Source organism: Kineosporia succinea, from assembly GCF_030811555.1.
GTDB classification, from domain to species: domain Bacteria; phylum Actinomycetota; class Actinomycetes; order Actinomycetales; family Kineosporiaceae; genus Kineosporia; species Kineosporia succinea.
The window spans coordinates 6,695,304-6,719,623 of the sequence record NZ_JAUSQZ010000001.1 but is presented as its reverse complement, the minus strand read 5'-3'; the positions used below and the strand labels follow the sequence as shown (position 1 = coordinate 6,719,623).

The following is a 24,320-nucleotide window of genomic DNA, read 5'->3' as shown; positions in this document are numbered from 1 at the left end:
GGATCTCCTGCACGGGCGCGTCGCGCCGCAGCTGACGCTGTGCAGTCCGGCCCGGCTCCACCTGGAGAGCCGGGCCGTCAACCAGAGGGGGAAACATGCGAAACATGAACACGGGCAACTGGATGCGCCGGATCGTCGTCGGTGCCGCCGCCGTGGCGCTGGCCGCGGGCACGGTCGGCCTCGCCGCGCCGGCGCAGGCGTCGGTCGCGCAGGGGTACATCGCCGGCGCCGGGGTGGTCACCGACGACTGGGGCGACGAGGGCACGATCTCCCAGAATGTCCGCAGCCACAGCAATGCCGTCTTCCTCTGGCAGGCAGTGCTGGTCGCCGACGGATACCTGTCGCCGAGCGACGGTGACTGCTGGTTCGGCTCGGTGACCGCGGCCGCGACCAAGAAGTGGCAGAAGGACCACGGTCTCGAGGCCGACGGATCCGTCGGCCCGCTGACCTTCGGCAAGGCCGACGACCGGCTGACCCTGTCCGGCAGCACCATCACCTACAAGGGCGAAGCCGGCGGTTCTCTCAAGCTCGGCCGCCAGAGCAACGGCTACTACTACGCCACCGCGACCGGCGACACGTTCTCCTACACGAGCTCGTCCATCTGCGACTGACGTCGTCCCGTTCGGCCCGGTTTCCCGCAGGGGGCCGGGCCGAATGTCTTTGTGCCGCACAACGTGCGCCGGTCCGATCCGCTCAGCGTGCTCGCGGGAGGTTGCCGTCGTGCTGGATCTCGATCCTCCGCAGCGGGCGAAGGGACGAGGTGGCCAGCATGACGGCCGCCGCCACGAGCCCGCCGGTGAGCGCGACCGCGGGCGCTCCGAACACCGCGGCCAGGAGCGGCGCCGAGAGCTGGCCGGCGGGAAAGGAGACCGTGGACCAGAACTCGTCGTGCGCACCGACCCGCGAGAGCAGGTGCTCGGGGATGTGGGTGTAGTTGACGGTCTCCCAGACGACGGTGAAGAGATCGACGGCGATCCCGGCGAGGAACGCTGCGGCCGCCAGGGGGAGCAGACCGGCTCCGGTGCCCAGCAGGATCAGTGGCAGCGCGGCCAGGGCCATGGCGAGGAGGGCCGCGTGCATGGGACGGCGCATCAGCGGAATGCGGGCCAAGGCGAGCGTGGCACTCAGGGCGCCGACGCCTTGCGCGCTGAGTACGAGCCCCCAGCCGCGGGCGCCGATGGTGTCCTGGGCGATGACCGGGCCGAGGATGAGCCAGAATCCCCGGTTGGTGGCATTGAAGACGGCGAAGGCCAGGGTGACCGTCCAGATCCAGGTGTGTGAGCGGAAGTACCGCCAGCCTTCGCGGAGATCGCTGAGCATTCCTGACGCGTGAGCCCGGGCCGGTGGGCCGGCCAGGTGGATGCGGGTGAAGCAGGCGGCGGCGACCAGGAAGGATGCGGCGTCGATCGAGACCGCCCATCCCGCGCCCACGGTGGCCGTGAGGACGCCGGCAGTGGCGGGGCCGGCGATACGGCCGAGGTTGCGGGCGGAGGCGAGCAGGCTGCTGGCCTGCTGGAGGCCGGGTCCGGCAGCCAGGTTCGTGACGATGCCGCGCAGGGCTGGAGTGGCCAGGCCCTGCATGACGCCGTTGAGCGCGGCCAGGGGCAGCAGCAGGACCGGCTGCTGGTGAGTGAAGAGCAGGGCGGCGATGCCGGCCTGGGCCAGGCCGGAACCCAGACTGGCCTGGGCCAGCACGGTGTCGCGGCGGTGACGGTCGGCGATTCCGCCGCCCAGGAGCAGGGTGGCGACCATCGGGATGAGAACTGCGGTGGTGACGGCGGACAACCAGGCGGCGCTGCCGGTGATCTCGAGGACGCCGAAGGCGATGGCGACCGGGGACATGAAGCTGCCGAGCAGGGAGACCGTGCGGCCCGCGAAGAACCAGCGAAAGGCACTCGACTGCAGCGGCGCGGTCTCGATCACGGAGGACAACCCTGCCACTGATGCGCCGCCGTCCGTCCGAGGATCCCGGAGATCGCGAACAGGGTACGAGTGCGGTGTCGTCCCTCGGGCGTCGAAAACAGAGGCAGACGGTCATGGTCCTGAGGCATTCGGCCACCCGTCCGGCTCGGGCGAATTCCTACGATCGACAGGAAAGCCAGCCTCGAACAAGGAGAATCATGCACATTCAGGGATGCACGGCCCTGGTCACCGGTGCCGGTCGTGACCTCGGTCGCCTCTTCGCCGAGCAGCTGCTGCGGCGAGGGGCGACGAAGGTGTACGCGGCCGCGCGACGTGCCGAGGTCGTCGACCTGCCCGGCGTCGTGCCGCTGCGTCTGGACATCACCGACCCGGCGTCGGTGGCGGCCGCCGCCGAAGCCGCCGGTGACGTGACCCTGCTGATCAACAATGCGGGTGTCTCGTTGGGGCAGAACCTGATCGAGGGCGACCTGGATCAGATCCGGACGGTCGTCGAGACGCATCTTTTCGGCACGCTCAACATGGTCCGGGCATTCGCGCCGGCGCTCGGCGCGAACGGCGGTGGGGCCATTCTCAACGTGCTGTCGAACCTGTCCTGGATGAGCTTCGACGGCAACAACTCCTACGCGGTGGCCAAGGCCGCACAGTGGAGCCTGACCAACGGGATCCGGCTGGAGCTGGCGAAGCAGCAGACCCTCGTGTCCGGGCTGGTCTTCGGGCCGACGAGAACCGAGACCATGAAGGCGTTCAACCCGGCGGCCGTGATGAACGACCCCGTCGACATCGTCAGCGCCGCGCTCGACGGTCTCGAGGCCCGCCGAATCGAGATCGTGGCCGACGAGTACGGCGCGGCGGCCAAGGCTTCGCTGACCGGCGAGCCGCGGGGGTTCGTCCTGACGACCACTTCCTGAGGCTGCCGACCGCGGGCTGAGGCCCGCACGGCTCGCGTCGGGCGCAGTCCCGGGTGGTTACCGCGACGCCATCCGGGACACGCTGCGGTAGCGCAGCGGCGATTGCCCGCGAGCCCGCTGGAACGCACGGCGGAAGGCGTGCGACGAACCGTAGCCGACGGTTTCGGCTATGACGTCGATCGGATCTTCGGTGTCGCGAAGACGGACGGCGGCCAGGTCCATCCGCCACGACGTCAGGTAGGCCCCGGGCGACATACCGAGGACCGCGGGGAAACGGCGGCTCAGGGTGGCTCGCGACACCCGGACCGCCGAGGCGAGATCGGCCGTGGTCCACGGGTGGGCGGGGCGCCGGTGCATGAGGGCGAGGGCGTCGCGTACCACCGGGTCGGTCACCGTGGTCATCCAGGGAGAAGCGGTGGCACCGGAGCCGCCGGCGCCGACCGCCCGGACGAACTGCACCAGCAGCAGATCGACGAGGCTGTTGACCGCTGCGGTGACGCCGATCTCGGGGTGTGACAGCTCGTCGCACAGGAGACCGATCGTCGCGTCCAGCTTGCGGCTGCGGGCCGCTTCGACGTGCAGGACGGTACCCGCCATCGCTACCGGCGTCTGGCTCACCGCGGGGTCGAGGTCGTAGTTCACCGTGATGAACCGGGCCGACACCGGTCCGGATCCGAGTCGCATCACGCCGCCCCGGTCACGGGCCCGGGATGCGGCGACGAGGTCGCAGGACACCATCCGTACACCTTCACCGCTGGACAGCCCGTGGGCCGTGCCCCGTGGCAGCAGCACCGCGTCGCCTGCCCGGAGCAGACGGCGCGGCTCTTGTTCGACCTCCAGCCAGACGGTCCCGGAGGAGACGAGATGCATCACCGCGCCGGGGCAGTTGTCGAGCCACAGACCCCAGTCACCGCCGGCGTCGATCCGGTTCCCGACCGAACCGTGCGCACCGAAGAGACGTACGGTTTCGGCCAGCGGGTCGGGCACCCGCGGTGGGGCCGGGAACGACCGGCCGGCCGCCGTTTCCGCGGCGGCGGTCGTGAGCCGACTGCGGGGCTCTGCCGTGCGACGGGGGCTGTACCGTCCATCGATCAGCGTTCTTGGGGCAGGCGGCTTGCTCACGCTCAGCGCAGCGCCGGCCGTGTTTCGGCGTATTCCCGGCCTGGTTGTGGCAGTACGGCGAAGCGCATACCGGCTCTGAGTGCCGTTCAGCCACCAGCGTCATGGGGCCACGCCGATCAGGACGGTCAGCGGCCTCCTGAGGCCGGCTCCACCGACAGCCCCAGCGGTTGGACGGAAGGCTCTGCTCAGGGAAGGGGCAAAGCAGAAGGACCGGGCTCGTCGGCCCGGTCCTTGGTGCATGCTCTTCGTTCTGTCTTGAGTGTCCGAGGGGGGACACGAGCCTCTGGTACACGTTCGGGTTTATCGCGACAGTTCGCCATAGAGTGAACAGACCGCGGGCTGCAGCGTGAGCGCTGAGGGACAGGACCGCCCCCAAGCCGGTTGACTCAGGATTTGGGGGCAGTCCCCGAGACACGGCGGGCCCGGCTGCGATCGTCCAAGACGTCCGGATCCACGGCGGCCCATATTCGCCATGCGCTGACACCAGAAGCCAAGAATGTGTGCACTTCGGACTGCTGCGCGAGGCAGACGATGTGGCCAATCGCTTCACCGCAAGATCCACCAGCACTTGCTCCGGGGCACCACGCTCTCGGCCCGGGACGCGGCGCGGCGAATCCTGGCTGATGACTTCCGCTCGCAGATCGCCGGCGTGGAGGCGGCCGGCTACCAGGGGGCCGTTCCACAGACCCGGCATGAGCTGACGCGGCGGCAGACACGGGCCGGGCCGGCGCCCGGGCGGGGACCCTTGCCGATCGAACCGCAACAGCAGCGTCCGCAGCCGTCGACCGGCCCTGCGCCAGAGCGGAAGCCGAACCCGTGAGCCGTGAGATCTCGCATCAGCCAGCGTCTTCGGAGACCGGAGCCAGCGCCCTGAGCATGACGCATGATGAGATGAAGGCCGTGTTGCAGGCAGGGCAGGCCGTGCCGTTGTCGGAGCTGGTGAAGGACTACGTGGGGTTCGATGATTCGTGGTGGCTGCTCGATGTTTCGGGGTGGCTCCGGTTGTCGGACGAGCGGTTGCGCTCGACGTTGGATCGCTACGAAGAACGGCTCCGGAAGGGGATCTTCTGAGGCCGTTCGGGGTGGTGTCTTGAGGTTGCCATAGTCCCCCTTCGTGGCCGGCCACATCGGCTCGAAGATGGTCGAGCAAGCCATCGACTGAGCGGTGGCCCCCCGGGCCGTTGAAGTCCGGCCGGCCTGTGGCCCGGACGAATGTGCTTCCGGACCGCAGCGGGGGTTCACCGGCTCCTTGACCGTGCGCGCCGGCACCCGGGACAACCTCAGGAGGTTGATGAGTAACTCCGGGCTCGGCTGGGCAACACCCCTGCCTAGCCGTCCTGGTTCACGTTCAGCACGGTACCCCTACCGTCACCTTAACCACCAAGGCGGAACTGACTGCCGGAGTTGGCAAGTGGATCCACGGTTTAACCATGAAGGCCGTCTGTTGTCGCGTCTTTGGTGACGCGCCACGCGAAACCTCCTTGGCCGAGCTCGTTCACCTGTGGCGCGAAGCGTCTGGTCGCGCCGACCTTGATCCCGAGCTACGAACTTTTCCTTGGACAAGGCAAACATCGAGCTCCGCAAGTCACGAGCGGCACTCGTTGGATGCGCCGGACCGCCGCCGAACGCTGTGAGACCGGGAATGCGTCCGGTGCGGGGGTGCTCCGACTACACCCGCGGCTGACTGCCCGACCATGCGCAGACCGGCATGCCAGTGCCCCGCCCGGTCTGCAAACGACATTGGTACAAGCCCCGCAGCGTCGTCCTATGACTCGCGGTTGGTGGTTTGTCGGGCGTGACCCGCGTCAAGTAGTTGGCAGACTTTTTGGGTCGGGAAAGTTGGGTGTTGCCGGGTCGGCGAGGCCGAGGTGGACTTCGAGCGGGCGGTTCCAGGCGATGGCCTCGTGAGGCCTGAGGGTGTTGTATTCGAGCCGGTAGGCCTCGGCCTGCTCGGCCAGGGCCGGGCCGTGGTCGATGTCGTGGCGGTAGAGCCACTCGTATTTCAGCGTGCCGAAGCCACGTTCGCGGGTGCCGTTCTGTCCGGGCGTGCGGACTCGGGTGCGCACGTGTGCCAGTTCGGGTCGGGTCTTGATGTAGTGCTCGAACCTGAAGGAGCGGAACGGTCCGCCGTTGTCGGTCACGATCACGACGGGTGAGATCAGCCCGGTGGAACGATCGACGACCTGTTCGAGCAGGTCAAGGCCGTCGGCGAGGCGTTCGGCCTCGGTGGTGGCCAGGTCGATCGAGGCGATCGCGTCGTGCTGGTTCGCGGTGGGTGACAGGTGCCAGCCGAACTCGTATTTCGACCAGTAGTCGCGGCAGGCAGCCAGTCTCCAGGTTCCTCCCTTTCGCGTTTCGAACTCCGAGAAGTCAAGCTGCCAGACCTGGTTCGGTCCGGTCGGTGGGTTCACGAAGGCGGCCTTGCGGGCGGCTGCCAGTTGGCGGCGTTCGCGTTGATAGGTGGCTGGCAGGAGCAGGCCGCGTCGGCGCATGATCCGCAGAACTGTTGCCTGGGAGACGCTCACGCCGTCGTAGCGGGTCATGGCCCAGATCTTTCGGTGGCCCCAGGCCGGGTGCTCCTGCGCGTGCTTGGCCACGATCGGTTCGGCGGCCTGCGAGACCGGCATCGGCCACGGGCCGCGAGGCGGCTGGTCGGTTTTGGCGCGGGCTTGCCAGCGGCGCCAGGTTCTTTCGGGCATGCCGATCATGTCGGTAAACCTCGTGGTCGGTATGCCCGCCTGGCAGCGGATCACCTCGAGGTCTTCGAAGGGCCCAGGCGGTGCTCGGCCGACTTCTTCCACACCCGCAGCTCGACCGCGGCCTCGCCCAGCGCCGTAGTCAGGTCCGCGACCTCGGCCTCGAGTTGCTGCTCTCGGCTGGAGGCCCGGTTCGAGGACGACGACAGGCCGGCCAGGCCGGCCTCGAGGAACTGCCGCTTCCAGGTCCCGACTGACTGCTCGGAGACCTTGGCCTGGCGGGCGGCCTGAGCAACGGTCATCTCGCCGGCCAGGATCGACAGGATGATCCGCTGCTTCTCGGCCGGTGGCAGAGACGGTGGACGAGGCATGATCGACATGCTCCCTTGCTGGTCAGAGGGACAAGAAACTACCTCTGCCAAGAATCATGACGCGGGTCAGGCGCACACAAGCTCACGAAGTGGCGAACATCGTCAGTGCGGCCCGGCGGCTCATGACTGGCCAGGCCCAGCCCCGCGACCAGCCACCGATGCTTGCCGTGAGCAACATCTCTGGAGTGGCCCAGGACACAACGGTGAACATAAGATTGCAGAATTGCAACGTTGTCAGCGGTGAATGAACGTACAGTAGCGGGCTTCTCGGGCGATACAACTCCAGGTGACCAATGGTTGGGTCGTATAGCAGGGATCTATGGGCCTGTGAATAGTCTGTTGGGCTGAATACACCCCTTCACCCTGCGTGTGATGCTTCGTGAGCTTTCGGTGGTAAATCCCTTTAGCGAGGTCTCTTCCTTGTCTTGGTCTCTCTTTGCCCGCGGTCGGTCGTGCCCGGACGGAGCTCCCACGCGTCGTCGTGCCGGCGTGCTGTTCGCGATCGCCGGTGTGCCGCTGTTGCTCTCGACGATCTCGCCGTCGGCGGCGATCGCGCAGCAGGCGGTGGCCAAGAAGATCCGTCATGAGGCGGCGGACGCTCCCGAGCAGCGTTGGGGCAGCGCTGCCGACGTGCCGGTGGGGGAGGGGCAGAAGCAGAACACGACGGTGCCGCAGTCGCGGCGTGGTCGGTATCCGCTGCAGACGTTTGAGGACGCGTCGGTCACCACGGCGAACACGGCGAAGGTCGTGGAGGCGGCCGGGGCTGAGCCGGTGGAGGGTTTCGACCCGCAGACCAGCGTCGAGCTGCCGGAGCAGCGTTCGGCGAGCGAGAAGGTCTACCAGAACGCCGACGGGACGCAGACCACCGAATTCTCCAGCGGCGTCGCCAATTTCCAGACCGGTGACGGTTCGTGGGAGTCGGTCGACACGACGCTGGAGAAGCAGGGATCGCAGCTGGCGGCGGCGGCCGACCCGGTGGGCACGACGTTCGCGGCCTCCGCGAACGCCCAGGCTCTGGCCTCGGTCACGATCGACGACGAGCACGCCCTGAGCTACGGCCTGCGCGGCGCGAAGACCAGTGCCGGGGTGACGAACGGCTCCGAGGTCACGTACGCGGATGTTCTCGAGGACGTCGACCTGAAACTCGCCGCCACCGGGACCGGCGCCAAAGAGACCCTGGTGCTCAAGTCGTCCTCGGCTCCGACTTCGTATGCCTTTGACCTGGACCTGAAGGGCCTGACGGCGCAGCTGGACGATGGTGCGGTGGTGCTGACGGACGCCCAGGGTGGGGAGAGGGCGCGGATCCCGGCCGGTTACATGGTCGACGCGGGCACGTCCGCGCGCGGGCCGACGCAGTCCGACGCGGTCACCTATGCGCTCGACGGTTCGGTGCTGACCGTCACGATCGATGAGAAATGGCTGGCTGATCCCGACCGGGCGTTCCCGGTGATGGTTGATCCCAGTGTCGCGGTGAAGCTTCCGGTGCGGGACAGTCCGGGTGACTCCTCGATGACCGTTCGCGGGTCGAGTTCGAGCGCCAATACGCAGGAGATGACCGTCGGCTACCTCGACGGCTCGAACTCGGCGGCGTACGTCAAGTTCAACGACATGGTCTCCGCGTTGCAGGACCACACGATCTACGGGGTGCAGCTCAGCCTGGTCGGCTATGACGCTCCCTCGTGCAAGGCGCGTCCGCTGAACGTGTACGCGGTGGACCAGTCCTGGAGCGCGGGACCGGGCTACTCCTACCCGGGCCCGAGCACGGGTGCGAAGCTGGGCTCGAAGTCGTTCGCGTACGGGTACATCGCGCAGGGCAAGACCAGCTCGGCGTGCCCGGCGACCAAGGCCACGACCTACGACCTGGGCGATGCGGGTAACAAGCTCGTGCAGGGCTGGGCCGACGGCAAGGCCAACAACGGCATCAGCCTGCGCGCCGCCGCCGGCGACTCCAGCGCCTGGAAGCGCATCGCCGGTATCGGGACCGCCAACGCGCCGCGCCTGTACGTGACGCACAGCCCCTACGACGCGTCGTACAAGATCACCAACGCCGTGCCCAAGCCGACGGTGCTGCAGAACCAGGACGGCAAGGTCTCCGTCCAGGTGACCAACACCGGCTCCGAGACCTGGACTCCCTCAACGTATTACCTGGGCTACCGGGTCTATGACGCGGATGGCAAGCTGGTTTCGCAGGTGAAGGCCGCAAGCCTGAGCGGGAACGTCGCGCACGGCGCTAAGGCCACCGTAAGTGCAACGATCAAGGCCCTGCCGCAGGGGCAGTACTTCCTGGACTTTTCGATGGTGAAGAGCTCGGGAAAGACGCCGGTCTGGTTCACCGACTATCAGGTGGCGCCAGTAAGGATCAATCTGGCGGTGTACAACGTGCCGCCGGTGGTCAAACAGCTGTACCCGGACAACGGCTATGAGTCGCCGACGCTGGCCCCGCAGTTGTGGGCGCAGGCGATGGACGTGGACGCGGCCAGTTCGGCGCTGACGTACAAGTTCCAGGTCTGCGAGGTCCCGGACGAGGGGCAGACCGCTCCGGCGTGTGCGGTGCGGGATTACAGCAGCAAGGTCTCGTGGACGTTGCCGTCCGGGACGCTGGCCTGGAGCAAGCATTACACGTGGCAGGCGTGGGTCAAGGACGCCAATGGCTCGGTGACCACCGAGGGCAAGGCCGACCTGTTCACCACGGTTCCGCAGCCGGCCGTCTCGGCGAACGTGTCCGGTTCGGCGAATGCCGACGCCTCGCTCGATGTGGATCCGCAGGTCGGTAACTACACGACGTCGTCCATGGACGCCCCGGTTGTGACCACGGGCCCGGCACTGAATGTGCTGCGCACCTACAACAGTCTCGACCCGCGTCGTACCGGGATGTTCGGTGCTGGGTGGACCACGGTCTACGACATGCAGGTCGTACCGGACGACGACGGCAGCGGGAATGTCGTCGTCACTTATTCGGACGGCCGGCAGGTGCGTTTCGGCCGTAACGCCGACGGTACGTACGCGGCGCCGACGGGGCGTATCGCGGCCCTGACGCAGAATGCGTCGACGAAGGCATGGTTGCTGAGCGACCGGGGCGGCGCGAAGTACGCCTTCAATGCTGAAGGCAGGCTCGTCTCGGTCTCGGACTCCTTCGGCCGGTACCTGGAGATGAGCTACGACTCAGCAGGTCACCTCACGCAGGCTCAGTCGGTTCCGAACACCTCGGTCGAAGGCACAGAACGCACCCTCACGTTCACCTGGTCGGGCTCGCACGTCGCCTCGGTCAGCACCGACCCGGTCGACGGCAAGCCGCTGACGTGGACGTACACGTACACCGGGGATCTGCTGGCAAAGGCCTGCGCGCCGGGCGAGGTCTGCACGAGCTACACGTACGCCGACGGTTCGCACTACCGCACCGCGGTTCTGGAGGACCGGCCGGACTCGTACTACCGCCTGGGCGAAACCGATGGCGACCCGGATGTCGGTAGCGAGATCGCGGTCAACCTGGGCAAGGACTCGGGCACGTACAACGCTCCGACGCTGGACACCGCAGGCGCGATCGCGGGATCGCCGGACACGGCCGTGACGCTGAACGGGACGAGTAGTTCGGTTGCGCTGCCGAAGGGGTCGGTGCGGCGCAGTGTGAACCAGGCGGTGGAGCTGTGGTTCAAGACGACCTCGAACGGACCGCTGCTGGGGTACCAGGACAAGGACCTCACCGCGACGTCGACGCTGGGTGTGCCCACCCTGTACGTGGGCACGGACGGTAAACTGCGGGGCCAGTTCTCGACCGGCTCGATCGCCCCGATCACCACCAGCGGCACGGTGAACGACGGGCAGTGGCATCACGCAGTCCTGAGCGCCTCGGGTAACGTGACCACGCTGTACCTCGACAGCTCCAAGGTCGGCACCCTCAGCGCCGCGATCACGCAGGACACCCTCAGCGGCAACCAGGTCGGTGCCGCCTACGCGACGACTCCGGCTTCCTGGCCGAGCTGGGGTTCAGCGGCGCGTAAGTATTTCAGCGGCAGCGTGGACGAGGTCGCGATCTACGACCATCCGCTGGGCTCCGCCGCGGTCAAGAGCCACTACGGCTTCGGAAAGATCGCGGCCAGCAGCCTGACCCGCATCGTCCTGCCGAACGGCGCAACCGGCGTGGACGTCGCCTATGACGTTTCGAGCGACCGGGTTTCGCGGTATACGGATACGCATGGTGGCGTGTGGACGGTGGGTAAGCCGCTGGTGTACGGCGACGAGAACGACCTGCGCCGCAGTGTGCAGGTGCGTAACGCCTATGGCGCGCCGTACCTGTATGAGTACGACGCGCTGACCGGGCAGGTGCTGCGTACCGGTATGCCTACCGGTCTGGCGATGAGCGAGCAGTACGAGCCGGTTCCGGCGCCGGCGCCGACCGGTGACGAGGACGAGGAAGGAAACTGCACCCAGCCGATCCCGGGTGGACCGGTGTTCTGTGTGCTGGTTCCGGGGGATCCGAACGGCCCGGTGTTCTACACCCTCGACGGCCTGAGCGTGCGCTCGTACGAGTACAACGACGCTGGTCAGCAGAGCCGGATCACGGACGAGAACGGCAACATCACGGAGATGGGCTACGACGCCCGCGGCAACGTGACCTCGACCAAGACCTGCCAGACCTCGAACACGGACTGCCACACCGAGTACTCGACCTACCCCACGACGGTCACCAATCAGTTCGACCCGCGCAACGACCTAGTGACCGCCACCCGCGACGGACGCTCGAGCGGTCCTGACGACAACACCTACCGCACCACCTACACGTACGCGGCCGGCGGGAACCTGGCCACGCAGACCAGCCCGGACGGTGGCGTCGTCAAGAACACGTACTCCACGGGCGGTCAGGTCTCGACCGACAAGGGCACCGTCCCTGTGGGTCTGCCGATGACGAGCACGGACCCGCTCGGCGCGGTGACGAAGTTCGGTTACAACAGCTTCGGTGACCTGACCCAGGTCACCGAGCCCTCTGGCCTCGTTACCAAGTACGCGTACGACGTCCTGGGGCGAAAGGCCTCCGAGACTGAGATTTCGGATGCCTACCCCGGTGGGGTGACCACGACGTTCGGGTATGACGCGTTGTCGCGGATGACGTCGATGACCGAGCCGGTGATGACGGATGCCGTGAGTGGTGTGAAGCATCAGCGGCGTACGGGTTACGCGTATGACGGCAACGGCAATGCGGTGGCGACGCGGGTCGAGGATCTGCAGGGTAATGACGAGCCGCGTCAGACGTTGTTCGAGTACGACGAGCACGGCAACATCCTCAGGACTGAGGACGCGGTCGGTAACGAGATCTCCTACGAGTACGACCTTCTGGGTAACCGTACGAGTGTGGTCGATGCGAAGGGCCGCAGGTACGAGTACGGGTACACCGCGCGTAGTGCGATCGCGCAGGTGCGGTTGTGGGACTGGCAGGGGGATCCGGATCAGGCGCCGGACACGGGTGAGTACCTGATCCTGCACAACTACACGTACGACCTGGGTGGGCGTCTGCTGACGGACACGGATGCGATGGGTCGCACGCTGGAGTACGCGTACAACCGCGACAACTCGCTGAACACGTTGACGCTGAAGGACTTCCACAACGCGGACGGTTCGAAGCGCGATGTGGTGATCACGTCGAACACGTACGACGGGGCCGGGAACGTGCTGACCGAGGCGTCCTCGGACGGTAAGGACGTCACGAAGTACACGTATACGGCGACGGGGCAGGTGGCGACGGAGGTCGAGAACCCGTCGGGGGTGATGCGGCGTACGGCGTACACGTATGACCTGGCCGGCAACGTGAAGAAGACGGTCAGCACCGGCTCGACGTCGAACTCGCTGCAGCCTTCTCTGGGCCTCAGTCAGACCGTCACGTTCGACTACGACACGGCCGGTCGGCAGGTGGCGCAGTCGGTGGTGGACAACAACGCTTCGGCGGCGCCGTCGCGTACGAGCACGTACAAGTACGACCAGCGTGGCCTGGTCGTGGCGCAGACCGATCCGCGGGGGAACGTGGCGGGTGCGTCGGCTGCTGATTTCACGAGTACGTACGAGTACGACCAGATGTCGCGGCGGGTTTCGTCGACGGCGCCGGCGGTGTCCACGGAGAACGTGGGTGGTGCGGCGGCTTCGGTGAAGTCGAAGGTCCTGACCGGGTACAACACGTACGACGACGAGGTGGCCTCGCGCGATCCGCTGGGCAACATCGCCACGGCCACCGTCGACCGGCTGGGCCGGGTGGTGAAGCAGACCGGAACGCCGTACAAGGCACCGGGTTCGAGCACGTCGGTGACGCCGTCGTCGACGGTGGAGTACGACGAGGCCGGGAACGTCGTGAAGGCGACGGACGCGCGCGGTGCGTACACGACGTACGTGTACGACAAGCTCGACCGGCTGATCACGCAGTCGCAGCCCACCTCGGACAATGACACCCGGGCGGTGTGGCACTACACGTACAACCGCGTCGGTGAGGTTCTGTCGGTGAGGGACCCGCGTGGTGGTGAGGTCCAGTCGACGTACGACGATCTGGACCGGGCGATCACCTCGACGCAGGTGGAGCGGTACCCGTACGCGGACAACTACACGACCAAGTTCGCCTACGACGACTCCGGCCGGCTGACCAGCACGACCTCGCCGACCGGGGCGGTGGCCACCAACACCTACGACACCCTCGGTCAGCTGACCACGACGACGGACCCGAACGGTGTGAAGACGCAGTACGGGTACGACGAGCAGGGCAACACGATCCGGGTGACGGACGGACTGGGTCGTACGACGCAGAACACGTACGACGGGTTCGGGCAGCTCGCCCAGGAGTCGGACGTGAACGCGGCGGGGAAGATCCTGCGCACGCAGTCGTACTCGTATGACGCGGCCGGGAACCTGCTGCAGGCGCTGAGCCCGCTGGGGACCAAGCGGACGTACACGTATGACGCGCTGGGGCAGCTGACGAAGCAGACCGAGCCGACGAGTGATGCGCACACGATCACGACGTCGTTCGGGTATGACGCGAACGGTAACCGGACCCGGTACACGGACGGGCGGGGCAACGACTTCACCTACACGTTCAACTCTCTGGGGCTGGCGGAGTCGGCGGTCGAGCCGTCGACGAAGGCGTACCCGAACGCCGCCGACCGCACGTGGGCCGTCTCGTACGACGTGAACGGCAATCCGGTGAAACTGGTGGCGCCGGGCGGGGTGACGCGCAACCGGACGTTCGACGCGGCCGGGCGAATGACGAAGGAGACCGGCACCGGGGCCGAGGTCACCACGGCGGATCACACGTACGGGTACGACCAGCTGGGCCAGGTCACGTCGGTGAATGCGGCGTCGGGGACGAACACGTTCGCCTACGACGACCGGGGTGGTCTGATCACCGCGACGGGTGGTTCGGGTAGCGCGTCGTTCGCTTATGACGGTGACGGCAACGTGACCTCACGCGTCGATGGTGCGGGGACGGCGACGTTCACGTACGACAAGGGGCGTCTGGTCCAGGAGAAGGACGGCCTGAAGGCCTCGACGACGAATCTTGAGTATGACGCGTCGGGTTCGGTGAAGAAGGTCGACTACGGGTACGGGCGGGTGCGCTCGTACGAGTACGACGACCGGGGCCGCACGACGTCGGACACACTGAAGAACTCGGCGGGGGAGACGGTCTCGTCGATCACGTACGGGTACGACGTCGACGACCGGATGATCTCCAAGAAGACCACCGGCACCGCCGGCGCGGCCGCCAACACGTACGGGTACGACGACGCGGGCCGGTTGACGAAGTGGTCTGAGGGTTCGGAGTCGACGGACTACGCGTGGGACGACTCGGGTAACCGGGTGAAGGCGGGGGACAAGACCTCGACGTTCAACGAGCGCAACCAGGTCCAGTCCGACGGTGACTACACCTACTCCTACGCCGCGAACGGAACCCTGTCGGGGCGCACGAGTTCGGGGTACACGGAGAAGTTCACGTTCGATGCGTTCGAGCGGCTGATCAACCAGGACGGCACCAGCTACAGCTACGACGGCCTGGACCGCATCGCCTCTCGCGGCGGGAACACGTTCACGTACGCCGGCGCCAGTGACGGCGTCGTGTCCGACGGCACCGAAACGTACGCCCGGGGTGCGTACGACGAGTTGCTGGCGATCCAGAACGGCTCCACGACGAGCCTTTCGCTGCAGGACCAGCACGGTGACCTGGTCGCGAACTTCGCGGCCTCGAACACCACGCTCTCGTCTCTCGACGATTCCAAGGCCTACGACCCGTGGGGCCAGGAGACCGCGTCCTCCGGTGCCGGGCACCACCTGGGTTACCAGGGTTCGTGGACCGACCCGGACACCGACGAAGTGAACATGGGCGACCGCTGGTACAACTCGGCGACCGGAAGCTTCGATTCGCGTGACCCGCAGACCTACGCGGGTGGTGCGTCCATCCTGGCCAACGGTTACACGTACGCCGCCGGTGACCCGATGGACCTGAGCGACCCGGACGGCAACTGGCCCTCGTGTGGCTGGTGCTCCAAGGCGGCCTCGGCGGTGTCGAGTGCGGTGACCAGTGCCGCGAAGACGGTGGGTAGTGCGGTGCGTACGGCGGCGTCGTACACGTGGAAGGCCGTCACGTATGTGGCGTCGAAGGCGGTTTCGGCGGTCAAGACGGCGGCGAAGTACGTGGCGAAGGCCGCGGCGAAGATCTACAACACCGGTAAGGCCGCGATCAGCTACGTGGTGAACAAGGTCAGTCAGTCGGCCTCGTACATCAAGCAAAAAGCCGCAGCAGCAGCCGCTTACGCGAAACAGAGAGCCGAGGCGGCGAAGAAGGCCGCGATCGCCCACGCCAAGGCCGTGACGAAGAAGGCCAAGGCCGCGGCCGCGCAGGTGATCAAGCACAACCCGCTGCCGGCGGTGAAGGCCCTGATGAAGCCGGTCCTGACTGGCATGAAGAAGGTCGTCTCCGCCACCGCGAAACTCCCCGCGGCGGTGGTCCAGGCCACGAAGGTCGTGGTCCAGGACGTCGCCAAGGCAACAACCGCGGTCTACCAGAATGCCGTCGCCTCAGCCGGAGTCGTGCTCGACAACGTCAGCGCGGCGGCCTCGGTGGCCAGTGAGTTCGCCCAGGCGGCAGCACCGATGGTGCTCGGTATCGCAGCCGGAGCCCTGACCACCGCCGGCTGCACGATAGCCAGCGGAGGCGTAGGAACCCCCGCCTGCATCGTCGCCGGCTTCGCCGTCGGTGGTGCTGTGACCAGTGCCCTCACCTGCGCTCCGGGGCGTTCGGTGGTCGGATGCGCGGCGACAGGAGCCGCGTCCGGGGCAGTGGCCGGCGTGGTCACGGTCGCCACTGGTGGCGCTGGGTCAGCCGTTGGGGTCATGGCCAGCGCTGGAGCGGCCGATGGCCTCAGCGATGCAGCCGGGCAGTTGCTGTCGACCGGCAGCGTCGATCTTCAGCAAGTCGCCACGTCGGCAGCGGTAGGCGCTGGCACAGCGGGCCTGGTCCGAGGAGCTGGTAGCAAGCTCTCCTCTGGAGCCGCTCAAGCTGTTGAGACTGCAGCCTCTTCGTGTGATCTGCGCAGCCGGGGCACCAACAGCTTTGTTGCAGGCACTGAGGTGCTTATGGCGGATGGGTCCACAAAACCCATTGAAGATGTGGTAATAGGCGACGACGTTATGGCTGCTGACCCCCTCACCGGCAAAGCAGCGAGCGAAGACGTGACCGCAGTGATCATCGGTCGCGGCGAAAAAGATCTGACAACTGTTCAGGTCCTGACCCCTGCTGGGAAGGGAACTGAGACGGACACTGTGACAGCCACGGTGGGGCATCCCTTCTGGGTGTCCAATGACGATGATCTTGCTGCAGCGAAGGCGCCTCGCACCGGCTTGGGCCGCTGGGCCTCCGCAGATCACCTGAAGGCTGGTGATCACCTGACGTCTGCAGCGCCTCGTGATGGCCCTGTCACGGTGGTCGGAAGTGAAGGCACCACTCGGATTGAAACTGTCTACAACCTGACTGTGGACAGCTTGCACACGTATTACGTACTCGTTGGCACCGCAGCGGTTCTCGTGCACAACTGCGGTGGCTCAGGTCTTGATCTTGATGGTCTGCAAGACCGTGCGGATACGTTGCACACCTTCATCAAGGGACAGGGAAACCGTAGATCGACCACTGGGGTTATTCACCTGGGGGGCGGCGGTGCCGAGTCCTTGGATGTCGTGGCTGTCGGCGCGCGCAGGAATATCTCACAGCTTCAGGTTGCTCAGCTCCTCCCGCATGAATTGGGTATCTCGCGTACCGGTCGCAACGCGGCCGGAAAGTTCCCGCACGCGGAGGTAAAGCTGTGGGAGGCCGCCCAGCACCTGGAGTTGGCGCCGAGTGGCATAGCGGTCAGTCGTCCCATCTGCCCTGCCTGTCAAAAATTCTTGCAAGGCAAAGGCGCTACGATAGTGGATGACACACTGGCAACTTGGACTCCGTGAGGGTGTTTGAAGTGGGATACGTGGAGGACTTGGAATTCGTGACGAATGAGTGCGTGCGTCTAGGGGCACGTCAAAGGCTGGCTTTGACAGCTCTCAATGCGACCAAGGTCCGATCCGTTTCAATGGCCTTCCTCTTCGATGCCGGAAAGGGTGATTCCTTCTACCGCGTCAACGATGGTCTGGACGCGGTCTGGCTTGATCTTCGCGGTATAGAGCCAGCCTCGATCAAAGAGCTGATGCGAGCTCGCGACGAGGCTGAGCGGTGGGTCACTCGCCTTGAAGAAATAGAAGGTGAAGCGGCTGGCTTTGCTGCCGACTCTGTTTCGGCAACTGTCTCCGCGATATCCGATTTCATCGAGCCTCACCCGGAGGCTGCGACCAACTCGATCATCTTGGTCGCTGAGATCAGCTCAGCCATTGCTAGCTTCCTGGCTGAACATCGGAAACTTGAAGGGGAATACTTCCTGGCGGGCGAGAGCGCTGCAGAATCGTCTTTGAGCGAGACCAGGAGTGATCTCGGATTTTTTCAAGACTTCGGCGCGGCCGACTTTCCGGTCACCCGGTTCAAGCGTCGCGCGGGAGCCAGGAACCTGAGGCTTGGCGAGCAGATGAAATCAGTACTGGAAGCGGATTCGACACGGCTTGCTTGACGAGCGGATCCTATCTGGAAGTCCGGTTCTTGCTGTAACGAAGTCGACGGAAATATGCGCTCCTACATTGCGAGCCGGGTTTGGGACATCGACCCAGGGTTCGGGGAACGATCAGGACTGGGCTCAGGTGATTCTGGATCACTTTAGTCGGCGCCTGAACAATCAGAGGCTCAGGTGTGTAAGGGGATGCAGTTGGGATCCAAGGTAGCGGCCGTCATTTTCTCTGATCACCCGCCGATCAAGGTTCTCCGCGAGGCAGTAGGACTTCATGGCGGACGTTCGATGGAGCTGGCTCAGAGGGCTTTCGGGCAGCCTGTGCTTGAGTCTGGGCTGCTGGACCTCGACTTGGCTGTGTATCCCCCGCGGGAACGGTGACGGCTGCAAGTTTTGACGGTCTCGATCTCATCTCAGCCAGAAGCTTGGCTGTCAACCGTGTGACGGAGATGAGCGACATGGTGACGGAACTGGCGGGAGAGCGTCATGTAGCTGCTGTCTGGATGCATTCGGGTACTGACTACATGGGAATAGGACCCTGGGCGAACGGCCGCCTCTTGAGGGCTGTCAGTATGAGCTCGGCTGATGGAATTATCGAGAACGTCGGTGAACCCTTGAGTTTTGAAGCCCCTTTCTGGGAGGGGCGGCGCCCCGTCATTCATCTATCCAATTATCCACTTCCGTTTCATCCCTTGGGCATGGGCAGTGAGGCGCTTCGGGAGCTTTTTGGCTTCGTCCTGGAGGGGAGGATCGACGCAGACTGTGTCGACGTCGAAGATTTGCAGGTACCCACGTTTACGCAGGTAGCCGGCTGAACTTCACATGGTGCCTATTACGATCCCGGCGACAATGACAAAAGCGTCTCAGAATAGTTTAGGCAGGTAGTCGAGAAGTTTTCGTGAATGAGGGAGTCGGGACTAAGTCGGTTGGTGCTGCCGATTGCTCCTCTCGGGATTGCCTCTTCTGGGTGGACTCCCCTGAATCGTGCGCTGACGATAACGGTATGCGGTCGGTTATGTGGGGAGCACGGAATCCATGACAGAGCGTAAGTGGCATTGGTGAAGTCTGCCCCGGTCCAGGTCGGACCGGGAGATCTGAGAGTTTGAGGTAGGTCGTGTTAGGGACGTGGTGGAACAAGGCCAGCGCGACTGCGCCAGGTCCGGATCGATGGCTGGCAGCACTGTTGGCTGCCAGCCTCGTGTTGCTCGGCATCGTAATCGGGAGCGGCACCGAAACGGCCCAGGCCGACGCGGTTTCCGGTGGTGGTGACTACATCTCGTTCAATTCGCCGACGCGCGTGTTGAACACTCAGACTCCGCTGGGTGTGCCGGACAAGAGGCCGCTGCCGGCGAACACGGACACGAGTATCCAGGTGACTGGCGTAGGCGGCGTCCCCTCGACTGGTGTCACGGCCGTGATGGCGACGGTGGCGGTCGCGAATCCTTCGGCGAACATGGTGCTTCGGATCTGGCCCAGTGACGGCAGTGAGTCGGTGGATTCGATCATCCACTCGATCTCTGCGAACACGAACTTCTCCACGACCTCGGCGCTGCCGGTGGGCGTGGACGGGAAGTTCGTGGTCAAGAGCAGCGCGGGCACCGTCGATGTCGTGATCGATGTGCAGGGGTACTTCACGTCCGCGACTTCGAGCACGAGCGGTGCGGGCGGATTCGTGCCGGTGACTCAGACGCGTTTGGTGGACTCGCGCTCGGACGTGGGAACGACTGGCGGGGCGATTGCATCCGGCGCGCGGCGCACGATCACTGTTCCGACCTCGTTGGTGCCGGCGTCGGCGAGCGCCATGTATGTCAACGTGCTGGTGCCTTCTGCCGGTAAGACGAGCACGCTGTGGCTGGCGCCTGGCGCTGACCAGAGTACGGGCGGAAACATCTTCAACTACATCGACGGGCATTCGTCGTCGGGGTTGTCGGTGAAGCTCTCGGGTGGCAAATTCACCGTCCGGGCCAGCTCCACCGGCGGAGACATTCCTGTGCACGTGGTGATCGACGTCTTTGGGTACTGGTCGAGCACGCCGACCGTGGGCGCTGGGTATCGGGAGTCCAACACGGGGCGGCTGATCGACACCCGGGTCACGGGTCAGGAGGCCCTGGGCGCGGGCAAGAGCATTGATCTTCAGGTTGGTGGGGCCAACGGGTTGCCGGTGGAGAACGTTGCGGGCGTCTTGTTGAACATTCACGCTGCCGCCACCTCGGGTGAGGGGTCGACGCTGCCGATCAAGGCTTGGCCCACCGGGACCACTGAACCTGCGCCGTCTGTGGTGAACGGGGCTCCGAACGTGACCCGGGCCAACATGACGATCGTGAGACCTGGTACGGACGGCAAGATCACGATCAAGAACGGGGCCGCTACGGCGGTGGACGTCTTCGTGGAGCTTGAAGGCTGGTTCGCCGATCCCCTGCCCAAGCTGGATGTGGAGACCAACAGCCGAACCGCCGCGTTCCAGGCCGCGGGCGCCGACAGTTCGGTGCCCGGGGCGCTGGAGTTTTCGTTCACGAACAACGCCGGCCAGCTGGTGCACGGGCACATCCCTGACCCGGAAGTCCTCAACACCCGTGACACCACGTACACGACGATCTCTGACGGCGAGGTCTTCACCGGGACGCCCGTGATGGTGCAGCAGCCTAACCGTCTGCTGTCGATCTCGGGTCAGCGTACGAATGCTTTGGCATGGGGAAAGGTTCAGACGAACGCCTCGACCGGGGCGTGGCCGAGCTCGTGGTCTGCCCTGGGTGGTTCCCTGGCCTCGCGCCCGACCGGTGGAAAGTTCTCCGACGGTCGCATCGTGCAGTTCGGGGTCGACTCGACGGGCGCTCTGTGGGTGCAGTCGCAGGCGTCGGCGAATGGTGCTTTCGGAGCATGGACCAAGGTCGCTAACACGACCCTGGCGGACTCGCCCACGGTGGTGAGCGACGCGTCCAACAACGTGCTGCTGTTCGCCCGGACGACAGCTGACACGATGGTTGTCGCCTCCTACAGCCCCGCTGGTGCACTGTCGGCCTGGACCAGCTTGGGCAAGCCTTCCACCGAAGCGCTCGACTCCAAATCGACTCCGTCGGTGCTCGTTTTCAACGATCGAATCCGGGTTTTCGTGACCCTGCCGGACGGCTCGGTACTGAGCAAACTGCAGGATCTGGGCGGTGTCTGGACCAGCTCCTGGCAGCCTGTAGGCGATCTCAAGGCGGCCGGACCGGTCGCCGCGGTGGTGGAGCCGACGGACGGCACCGCTCAGGTGTTCGCCCGTTCCGGTGAGGGGACACTGGCCTGGGTCTCAGAGGTCACCAAGGCATCCAGCAGCTGGACAACCTGGATGGACCTTGGTGTCGAGCTGGCCACCAACCCGACACCTCTGCGCTGGGCTGATTCCCAGATGGCGCGCTTCGGTCTGATCGCTCGCGTTCCCAATGGCAACACCCAGATCGTGGACTTCACCGAAGCGACCAAGCCGGAACTGCCCGCTGAATCGTCGCCATCGGCGCGCAAGGCGACGCCATCGGAAGTTGCCGCTGGACAGCAGGAAGCGAAGTTCTACGACCTCGGCCGGCCTGACTGAATCGGGCGCCTGACACGAGACCGAGCGCCTGACCCGATCCGCACGGGCCGGGCGCTCGGCATTTTGGGCGAGTGTACGGTCAACCCTCAGCTTCTAGCTTTCACGACGCAGCGTGTTGCTATTAGGTTGTCGTACCAGTAGCCCTGCAGCACGAGGCATTTAGTCAGTTTCAGTGGCGGTCGAAGAAGTGGCTGCTCTCCGTATTCGATGATTGTGGCGGTGCCGAGGCGTGACGTTACTTTCCGGCCGGATGGCTGCTCACGCGACGGGAAATCGGTGACGGAGGGCGGTTGCCTTCGGACAGCGCTGCCTCTGTATTTCCGGCCGCTCTTTCCACCTCCTGTCAACAGATAACCCCACGTGGCGTTGTCCGTTTGACCCGCGTCATGATTCTTGGCAGAGGTAGTTTCTTGTCCCTCTGACCAGCAAGGGAGCATGTCGATCATGCCTCGTCCACCGTCTCTGCCACCGGCCGAGAAGCAGCGGATCATCCTGTCGATCCTGGCCGGCGAGATGACCGTTGCTCAGGCCGCCCGCCAGGCCAAGGTCTCCGAGCAGTCAGTCGGGACCTGGAAGCGGCAGTTCCTCGAGGCCGGCCTGGCCGGCCTGTCGTCGTCCTCGAACCGGGCCTCCAGCCGAGAGCAGCAACTCGAGGCCGAGGTCGCGGACCTGACTACGGCGCTGGGCGAGGCCGCGGTCGAGCTGCGGGTGTGGAAGAAGTCGGCCGAGCACCGCCTGGGCCCTTCGAAGACCTCGAGGTGATCCGCTGCCAGGCGGGCATACCGACCACGAGGTTTACCGACATGATCGGCATGCCCGAAAGAACCTGGCGCCGCTGGCAAGCCCGCGCCAAAACCGACCAGCCGCCTCGCGGCCCGTGGCCGATGCCGGTCTCGCAGGCCGCCGAACCGATCGTGGCCAAGCACGCGCAGGAGCACCCGGCCTGGGGCCACCGAAAGATCTGGGCCATGACCCGCTACGACGGCGTGAGCGTCTCCCAGGCAACAGTTCTGCGGATCATGCGCCGACGCGGCCTGCTCCTGCCAGCCACCTATCAACGCGAACGCCGCCAACTGGCAGCCGCCCGCAAGGCCGCCTTCGTGAACCCACCGACCGGACCGAACCAGGTCTGGCAGCTTGACTTCTCGGAGTTCGAAACGCGAAAGGGAGGAACCTGGAGACTGGCTGCCTGCCGCGACTACTGGTCGAAATACGAGTTCGGCTGGCACCTGTCACCCACCGCGAACCAGCACGACGCGATCGCCTCGATCGACCTGGCCACCACCGAGGCCGAACGCCTCGCCGACGGCCTTGACCTGCTCGAACAGGTCGTCGATCGTTCCACCGGGCTGATCTCACCCGTCGTGATCGTGACCGACAACGGCGGACCGTTCCGCTCCTTCAGGTTCGAGCACTACATCAAGACCCGACCCGAACTGGCACACGTGCGCACCCGAGTCCGCACGCCCGGACAGAACGGCACCCGCGAACGTGGCTTCGGCACGCTGAAATACGAGTGGCTCTACCGCCACGACATCGACCACGGCCCGGCCCTGGCCGAGCAGGCCGAGGCCTACCGGCTCGAATACAACACCCTCAGGCCTCACGAGGCCATCGCCTGGAACCGCCCGCTCGAAGTCCACCTCGGCCTCGCCGACCCGGCAACACCCAACTTTCCCGACCCAAAAAGTCTGCCAACTACTTGACGCGGGTCACACGACTCCCTTGCGGTTGCCGCGCCGGGGTGGACAGGGGCGGACCTGTGCCCCGTAGTGTTTGGCAACGGCCGCGAACGAGGCCTGAACGCGGCCGGTGTCGGGGTTGATGACGGTGGCCATCCGGTCGAAGCGCCAGCCGAGCGTCACCCCACCCAAAGCGCGGACGATGACGTCCATCCCGAAGATCAGGTGGGGTTGGTCCATCGAGGCCGAGAGCCAGCCCCGCCAGCGGCCCGAGAACGCCAGCGCGCCCACGAGCAGGTAGGCCTTCTTGCCCCAGCCCCAGGATGCTGGTGGGTTCGGGAACTCGACCCAGTCCCACTGGGTTTCATCGCCCGGTGGGTGCTCGATGACCGCGACCGGCCGCCCTTTCGCCGGTGTGCAAGGCTCGCATGCCGGGCGCAGGCCGCGGGCACGCAGCAGGCGGGTCAGGGTCTGGTAGGAGCGGGTGAAACCGAGATCCTGGACCTCGTCGAACAGGGTCGATGCCCACAGGTGCGGGTCCTCGGCCAGGCGGGCGGCGCAGTAGGTGGCGAACGGTTCGAACCAGTCCCCACCGGCCGGTAACTTTCGCTTACCTGGCTCTCTTTCGCCGTTCAAGTAGGCGCGGATGGTCTTGCGGTCGCGGCCCAGGTGCCGGGCGATCGCTGAGATCGTCCAGCCTCGTCTTCTCAGAGCTTGCGCGTCGATGTCTTCCTCCCGTGACAGCATGGCAACGGGACCCCCTCGTGCTGGTGTTGCGGTCAGATGCCGCCAGCGTCGAGGGGGTCCCGCTACGTTCAGCGGAGCCACACGGGTGGGGATTTTCAGCGAGCAGGTCTGAGGAGGCTCATTCGAGCGCCATCACCCGTAGCGGTGAAGGTTGGCGTAGATACTCTGGTGGGGGTATCTATAATCCGAATGGCG

The 24,320-nt window shown here is 65.7% G+C and carries 12 protein-coding genes and 2 pseudogenes; 9 read left to right on the top strand and 5 right to left on the bottom strand.

Annotated elements, in window-relative coordinates; translation table 11 throughout:
• Positions 1 to 104: 104 nt before the first annotated feature.
• The gene (locus J2S57_RS29640) at positions 105 to 611 is read left to right on the top strand and encodes a peptidoglycan-binding domain-containing protein (protein ID WP_307249122.1); all 507 of its coding nucleotides are present in this window, start codon (positions 105 to 107) and stop codon (positions 609 to 611) included.
• Positions 612 to 693: 82 nt separating this feature from the next.
• Here the strand turns inward: J2S57_RS29640 and J2S57_RS29635 are convergent, their stop codons facing one another.
• Complete coding sequence (locus J2S57_RS29635; protein WP_307249120.1) at positions 694 to 1,923, bottom strand: MFS transporter; 1,230 nt, start codon at positions 1,921 to 1,923, stop codon at positions 694 to 696.
• 197 nt (positions 1,924 to 2,120) lie between these two features.
• On the opposite strand from J2S57_RS29635, the gene J2S57_RS29630 reads away from it, so the two are divergent.
• Positions 2,121 to 2,831 (top strand): SDR family oxidoreductase, encoded by a 711-nt coding sequence (locus J2S57_RS29630; protein ID WP_307249118.1) that lies wholly within the window; start codon positions 2,121 to 2,123, stop codon positions 2,829 to 2,831.
• A 57-nt stretch (positions 2,832 to 2,888) separates the two neighbouring features.
• Here J2S57_RS29630 and J2S57_RS29625 read toward each other — a convergent pair whose 3' ends face one another.
• Positions 2,889 to 3,818, bottom strand: a complete 930-nt coding sequence (locus J2S57_RS29625; RefSeq protein ID WP_307249116.1) for an AraC family transcriptional regulator — start codon at positions 3,816 to 3,818, stop codon at positions 2,889 to 2,891.
• A 951-nt stretch (positions 3,819 to 4,769) separates the two neighbouring features.
• Between J2S57_RS29625 and J2S57_RS29620 the strand changes: the two genes are divergently transcribed.
• Positions 4,770 to 5,024 carry a hypothetical protein gene (locus tag J2S57_RS29620; protein ID WP_307249114.1) on the top strand — a complete coding sequence of 85 codons (255 nt, stop codon included), beginning with the start codon at positions 4,770 to 4,772 and terminating at the stop codon, positions 5,022 to 5,024.
• Positions 5,025 to 5,758: 734 nt separating this feature from the next.
• Here the strand turns inward: J2S57_RS29620 and J2S57_RS29615 are convergent.
• Together J2S57_RS29615 and J2S57_RS29610 are read right to left on the bottom strand one after the other, a co-directional pair.
• Positions 5,759 to 6,661 (bottom strand): integrase core domain-containing protein, encoded by a 903-nt coding sequence (locus J2S57_RS29615; RefSeq protein WP_307249102.1) that lies wholly within the window; start codon positions 6,659 to 6,661, stop codon positions 5,759 to 5,761.
• A gap of 41 nt (positions 6,662 to 6,702) precedes the next feature.
• On the bottom strand, positions 6,703 to 7,020 hold the full coding sequence (locus J2S57_RS29610; protein WP_307249104.1) for a helix-turn-helix domain-containing protein: 318 nt from the start codon (positions 7,018 to 7,020) through the stop codon (positions 6,703 to 6,705).
• A gap of 489 nt (positions 7,021 to 7,509) precedes the next feature.
• On the opposite strand from J2S57_RS29610, the gene J2S57_RS29605 reads away from it, so the two are divergent.
• The 6 genes and pseudogenes from J2S57_RS29605 (at position 7,510) to J2S57_RS29580 (ending at position 23,402) form a co-directional block, all read left to right on the top strand.
• Positions 7,510 to 17,481, top strand: coding sequence for an RHS repeat-associated core domain-containing protein (locus J2S57_RS29605; protein WP_307249112.1), 9,972 nt, complete (start codon positions 7,510 to 7,512; stop codon positions 17,479 to 17,481).
• Complete coding sequence (locus tag J2S57_RS29600) at positions 17,478 to 18,131, top strand: hypothetical protein (protein ID WP_307249110.1); 654 nt, start codon at positions 17,478 to 17,480, stop codon at positions 18,129 to 18,131. The genes J2S57_RS29605 and J2S57_RS29600 overlap by 4 nt, the downstream gene beginning before the upstream one ends.
• A 368-nt stretch (positions 18,132 to 18,499) precedes the next feature.
• Positions 18,500 to 18,940 (top strand): annotated as a pseudogene (locus J2S57_RS29595) (DUF6928 family protein); the annotation flags it as partial.
• 368 nt (positions 18,941 to 19,308) lie between these two features.
• A complete protein-coding gene (locus J2S57_RS29590; protein ID WP_307249106.1) occupies positions 19,309 to 21,696 on the top strand; it encodes a DUF8189 domain-containing protein in 2,388 nt (795 codons plus the stop codon).
• A gap of 444 nt (positions 21,697 to 22,140) precedes the next feature.
• A complete protein-coding gene (locus J2S57_RS29585; RefSeq protein ID WP_307249104.1) occupies positions 22,141 to 22,458 on the top strand; it encodes a helix-turn-helix domain-containing protein in 318 nt (105 codons plus the stop codon).
• Between the two features lie 41 nt (positions 22,459 to 22,499).
• Positions 22,500 to 23,402, top strand: coding sequence for an integrase core domain-containing protein (locus tag J2S57_RS29580; RefSeq protein WP_307249102.1), 903 nt, complete (start codon positions 22,500 to 22,502; stop codon positions 23,400 to 23,402).
• A gap of 9 nt (positions 23,403 to 23,411) precedes the next feature.
• On the opposite strand, the pseudogene J2S57_RS29575 reads toward J2S57_RS29580, so the two are convergent.
• A pseudogene (locus J2S57_RS29575) lies at positions 23,412 to 24,125 on the bottom strand (transposase); the annotation flags it as partial.
• Positions 24,126 to 24,320: the final 195 nt, after the last annotated feature.

What these genes read in the sequence shown, in the direction of transcription:
- J2S57_RS29615 (WP_307249102.1), bottom strand. Translation starts at nt 6,661, where the DNA reads ATGATCGGCATGCCCGAAAGAACCTGGCGCCGCTGGCAAGCCCGCGCC.
- J2S57_RS29580 (WP_307249102.1), top strand. Translation starts at nt 22,500, where the DNA reads ATGATCGGCATGCCCGAAAGAACCTGGCGCCGCTGGCAAGCCCGCGCC.
- J2S57_RS29610 (WP_307249104.1), bottom strand. Translation starts at nt 7,020, where the DNA reads ATGCCTCGTCCACCGTCTCTGCCACCGGCCGAGAAGCAGCGGATCATC.
- J2S57_RS29640 (WP_307249122.1), top strand. Translation starts at nt 105, where the DNA reads ATGAACACGGGCAACTGGATGCGCCGGATCGTCGTCGGTGCCGCCGCC.
- J2S57_RS29630 (WP_307249118.1), top strand. Translation starts at nt 2,121, where the DNA reads ATGCACATTCAGGGATGCACGGCCCTGGTCACCGGTGCCGGTCGTGAC.
- J2S57_RS29585 (WP_307249104.1), top strand. Translation starts at nt 22,141, where the DNA reads ATGCCTCGTCCACCGTCTCTGCCACCGGCCGAGAAGCAGCGGATCATC.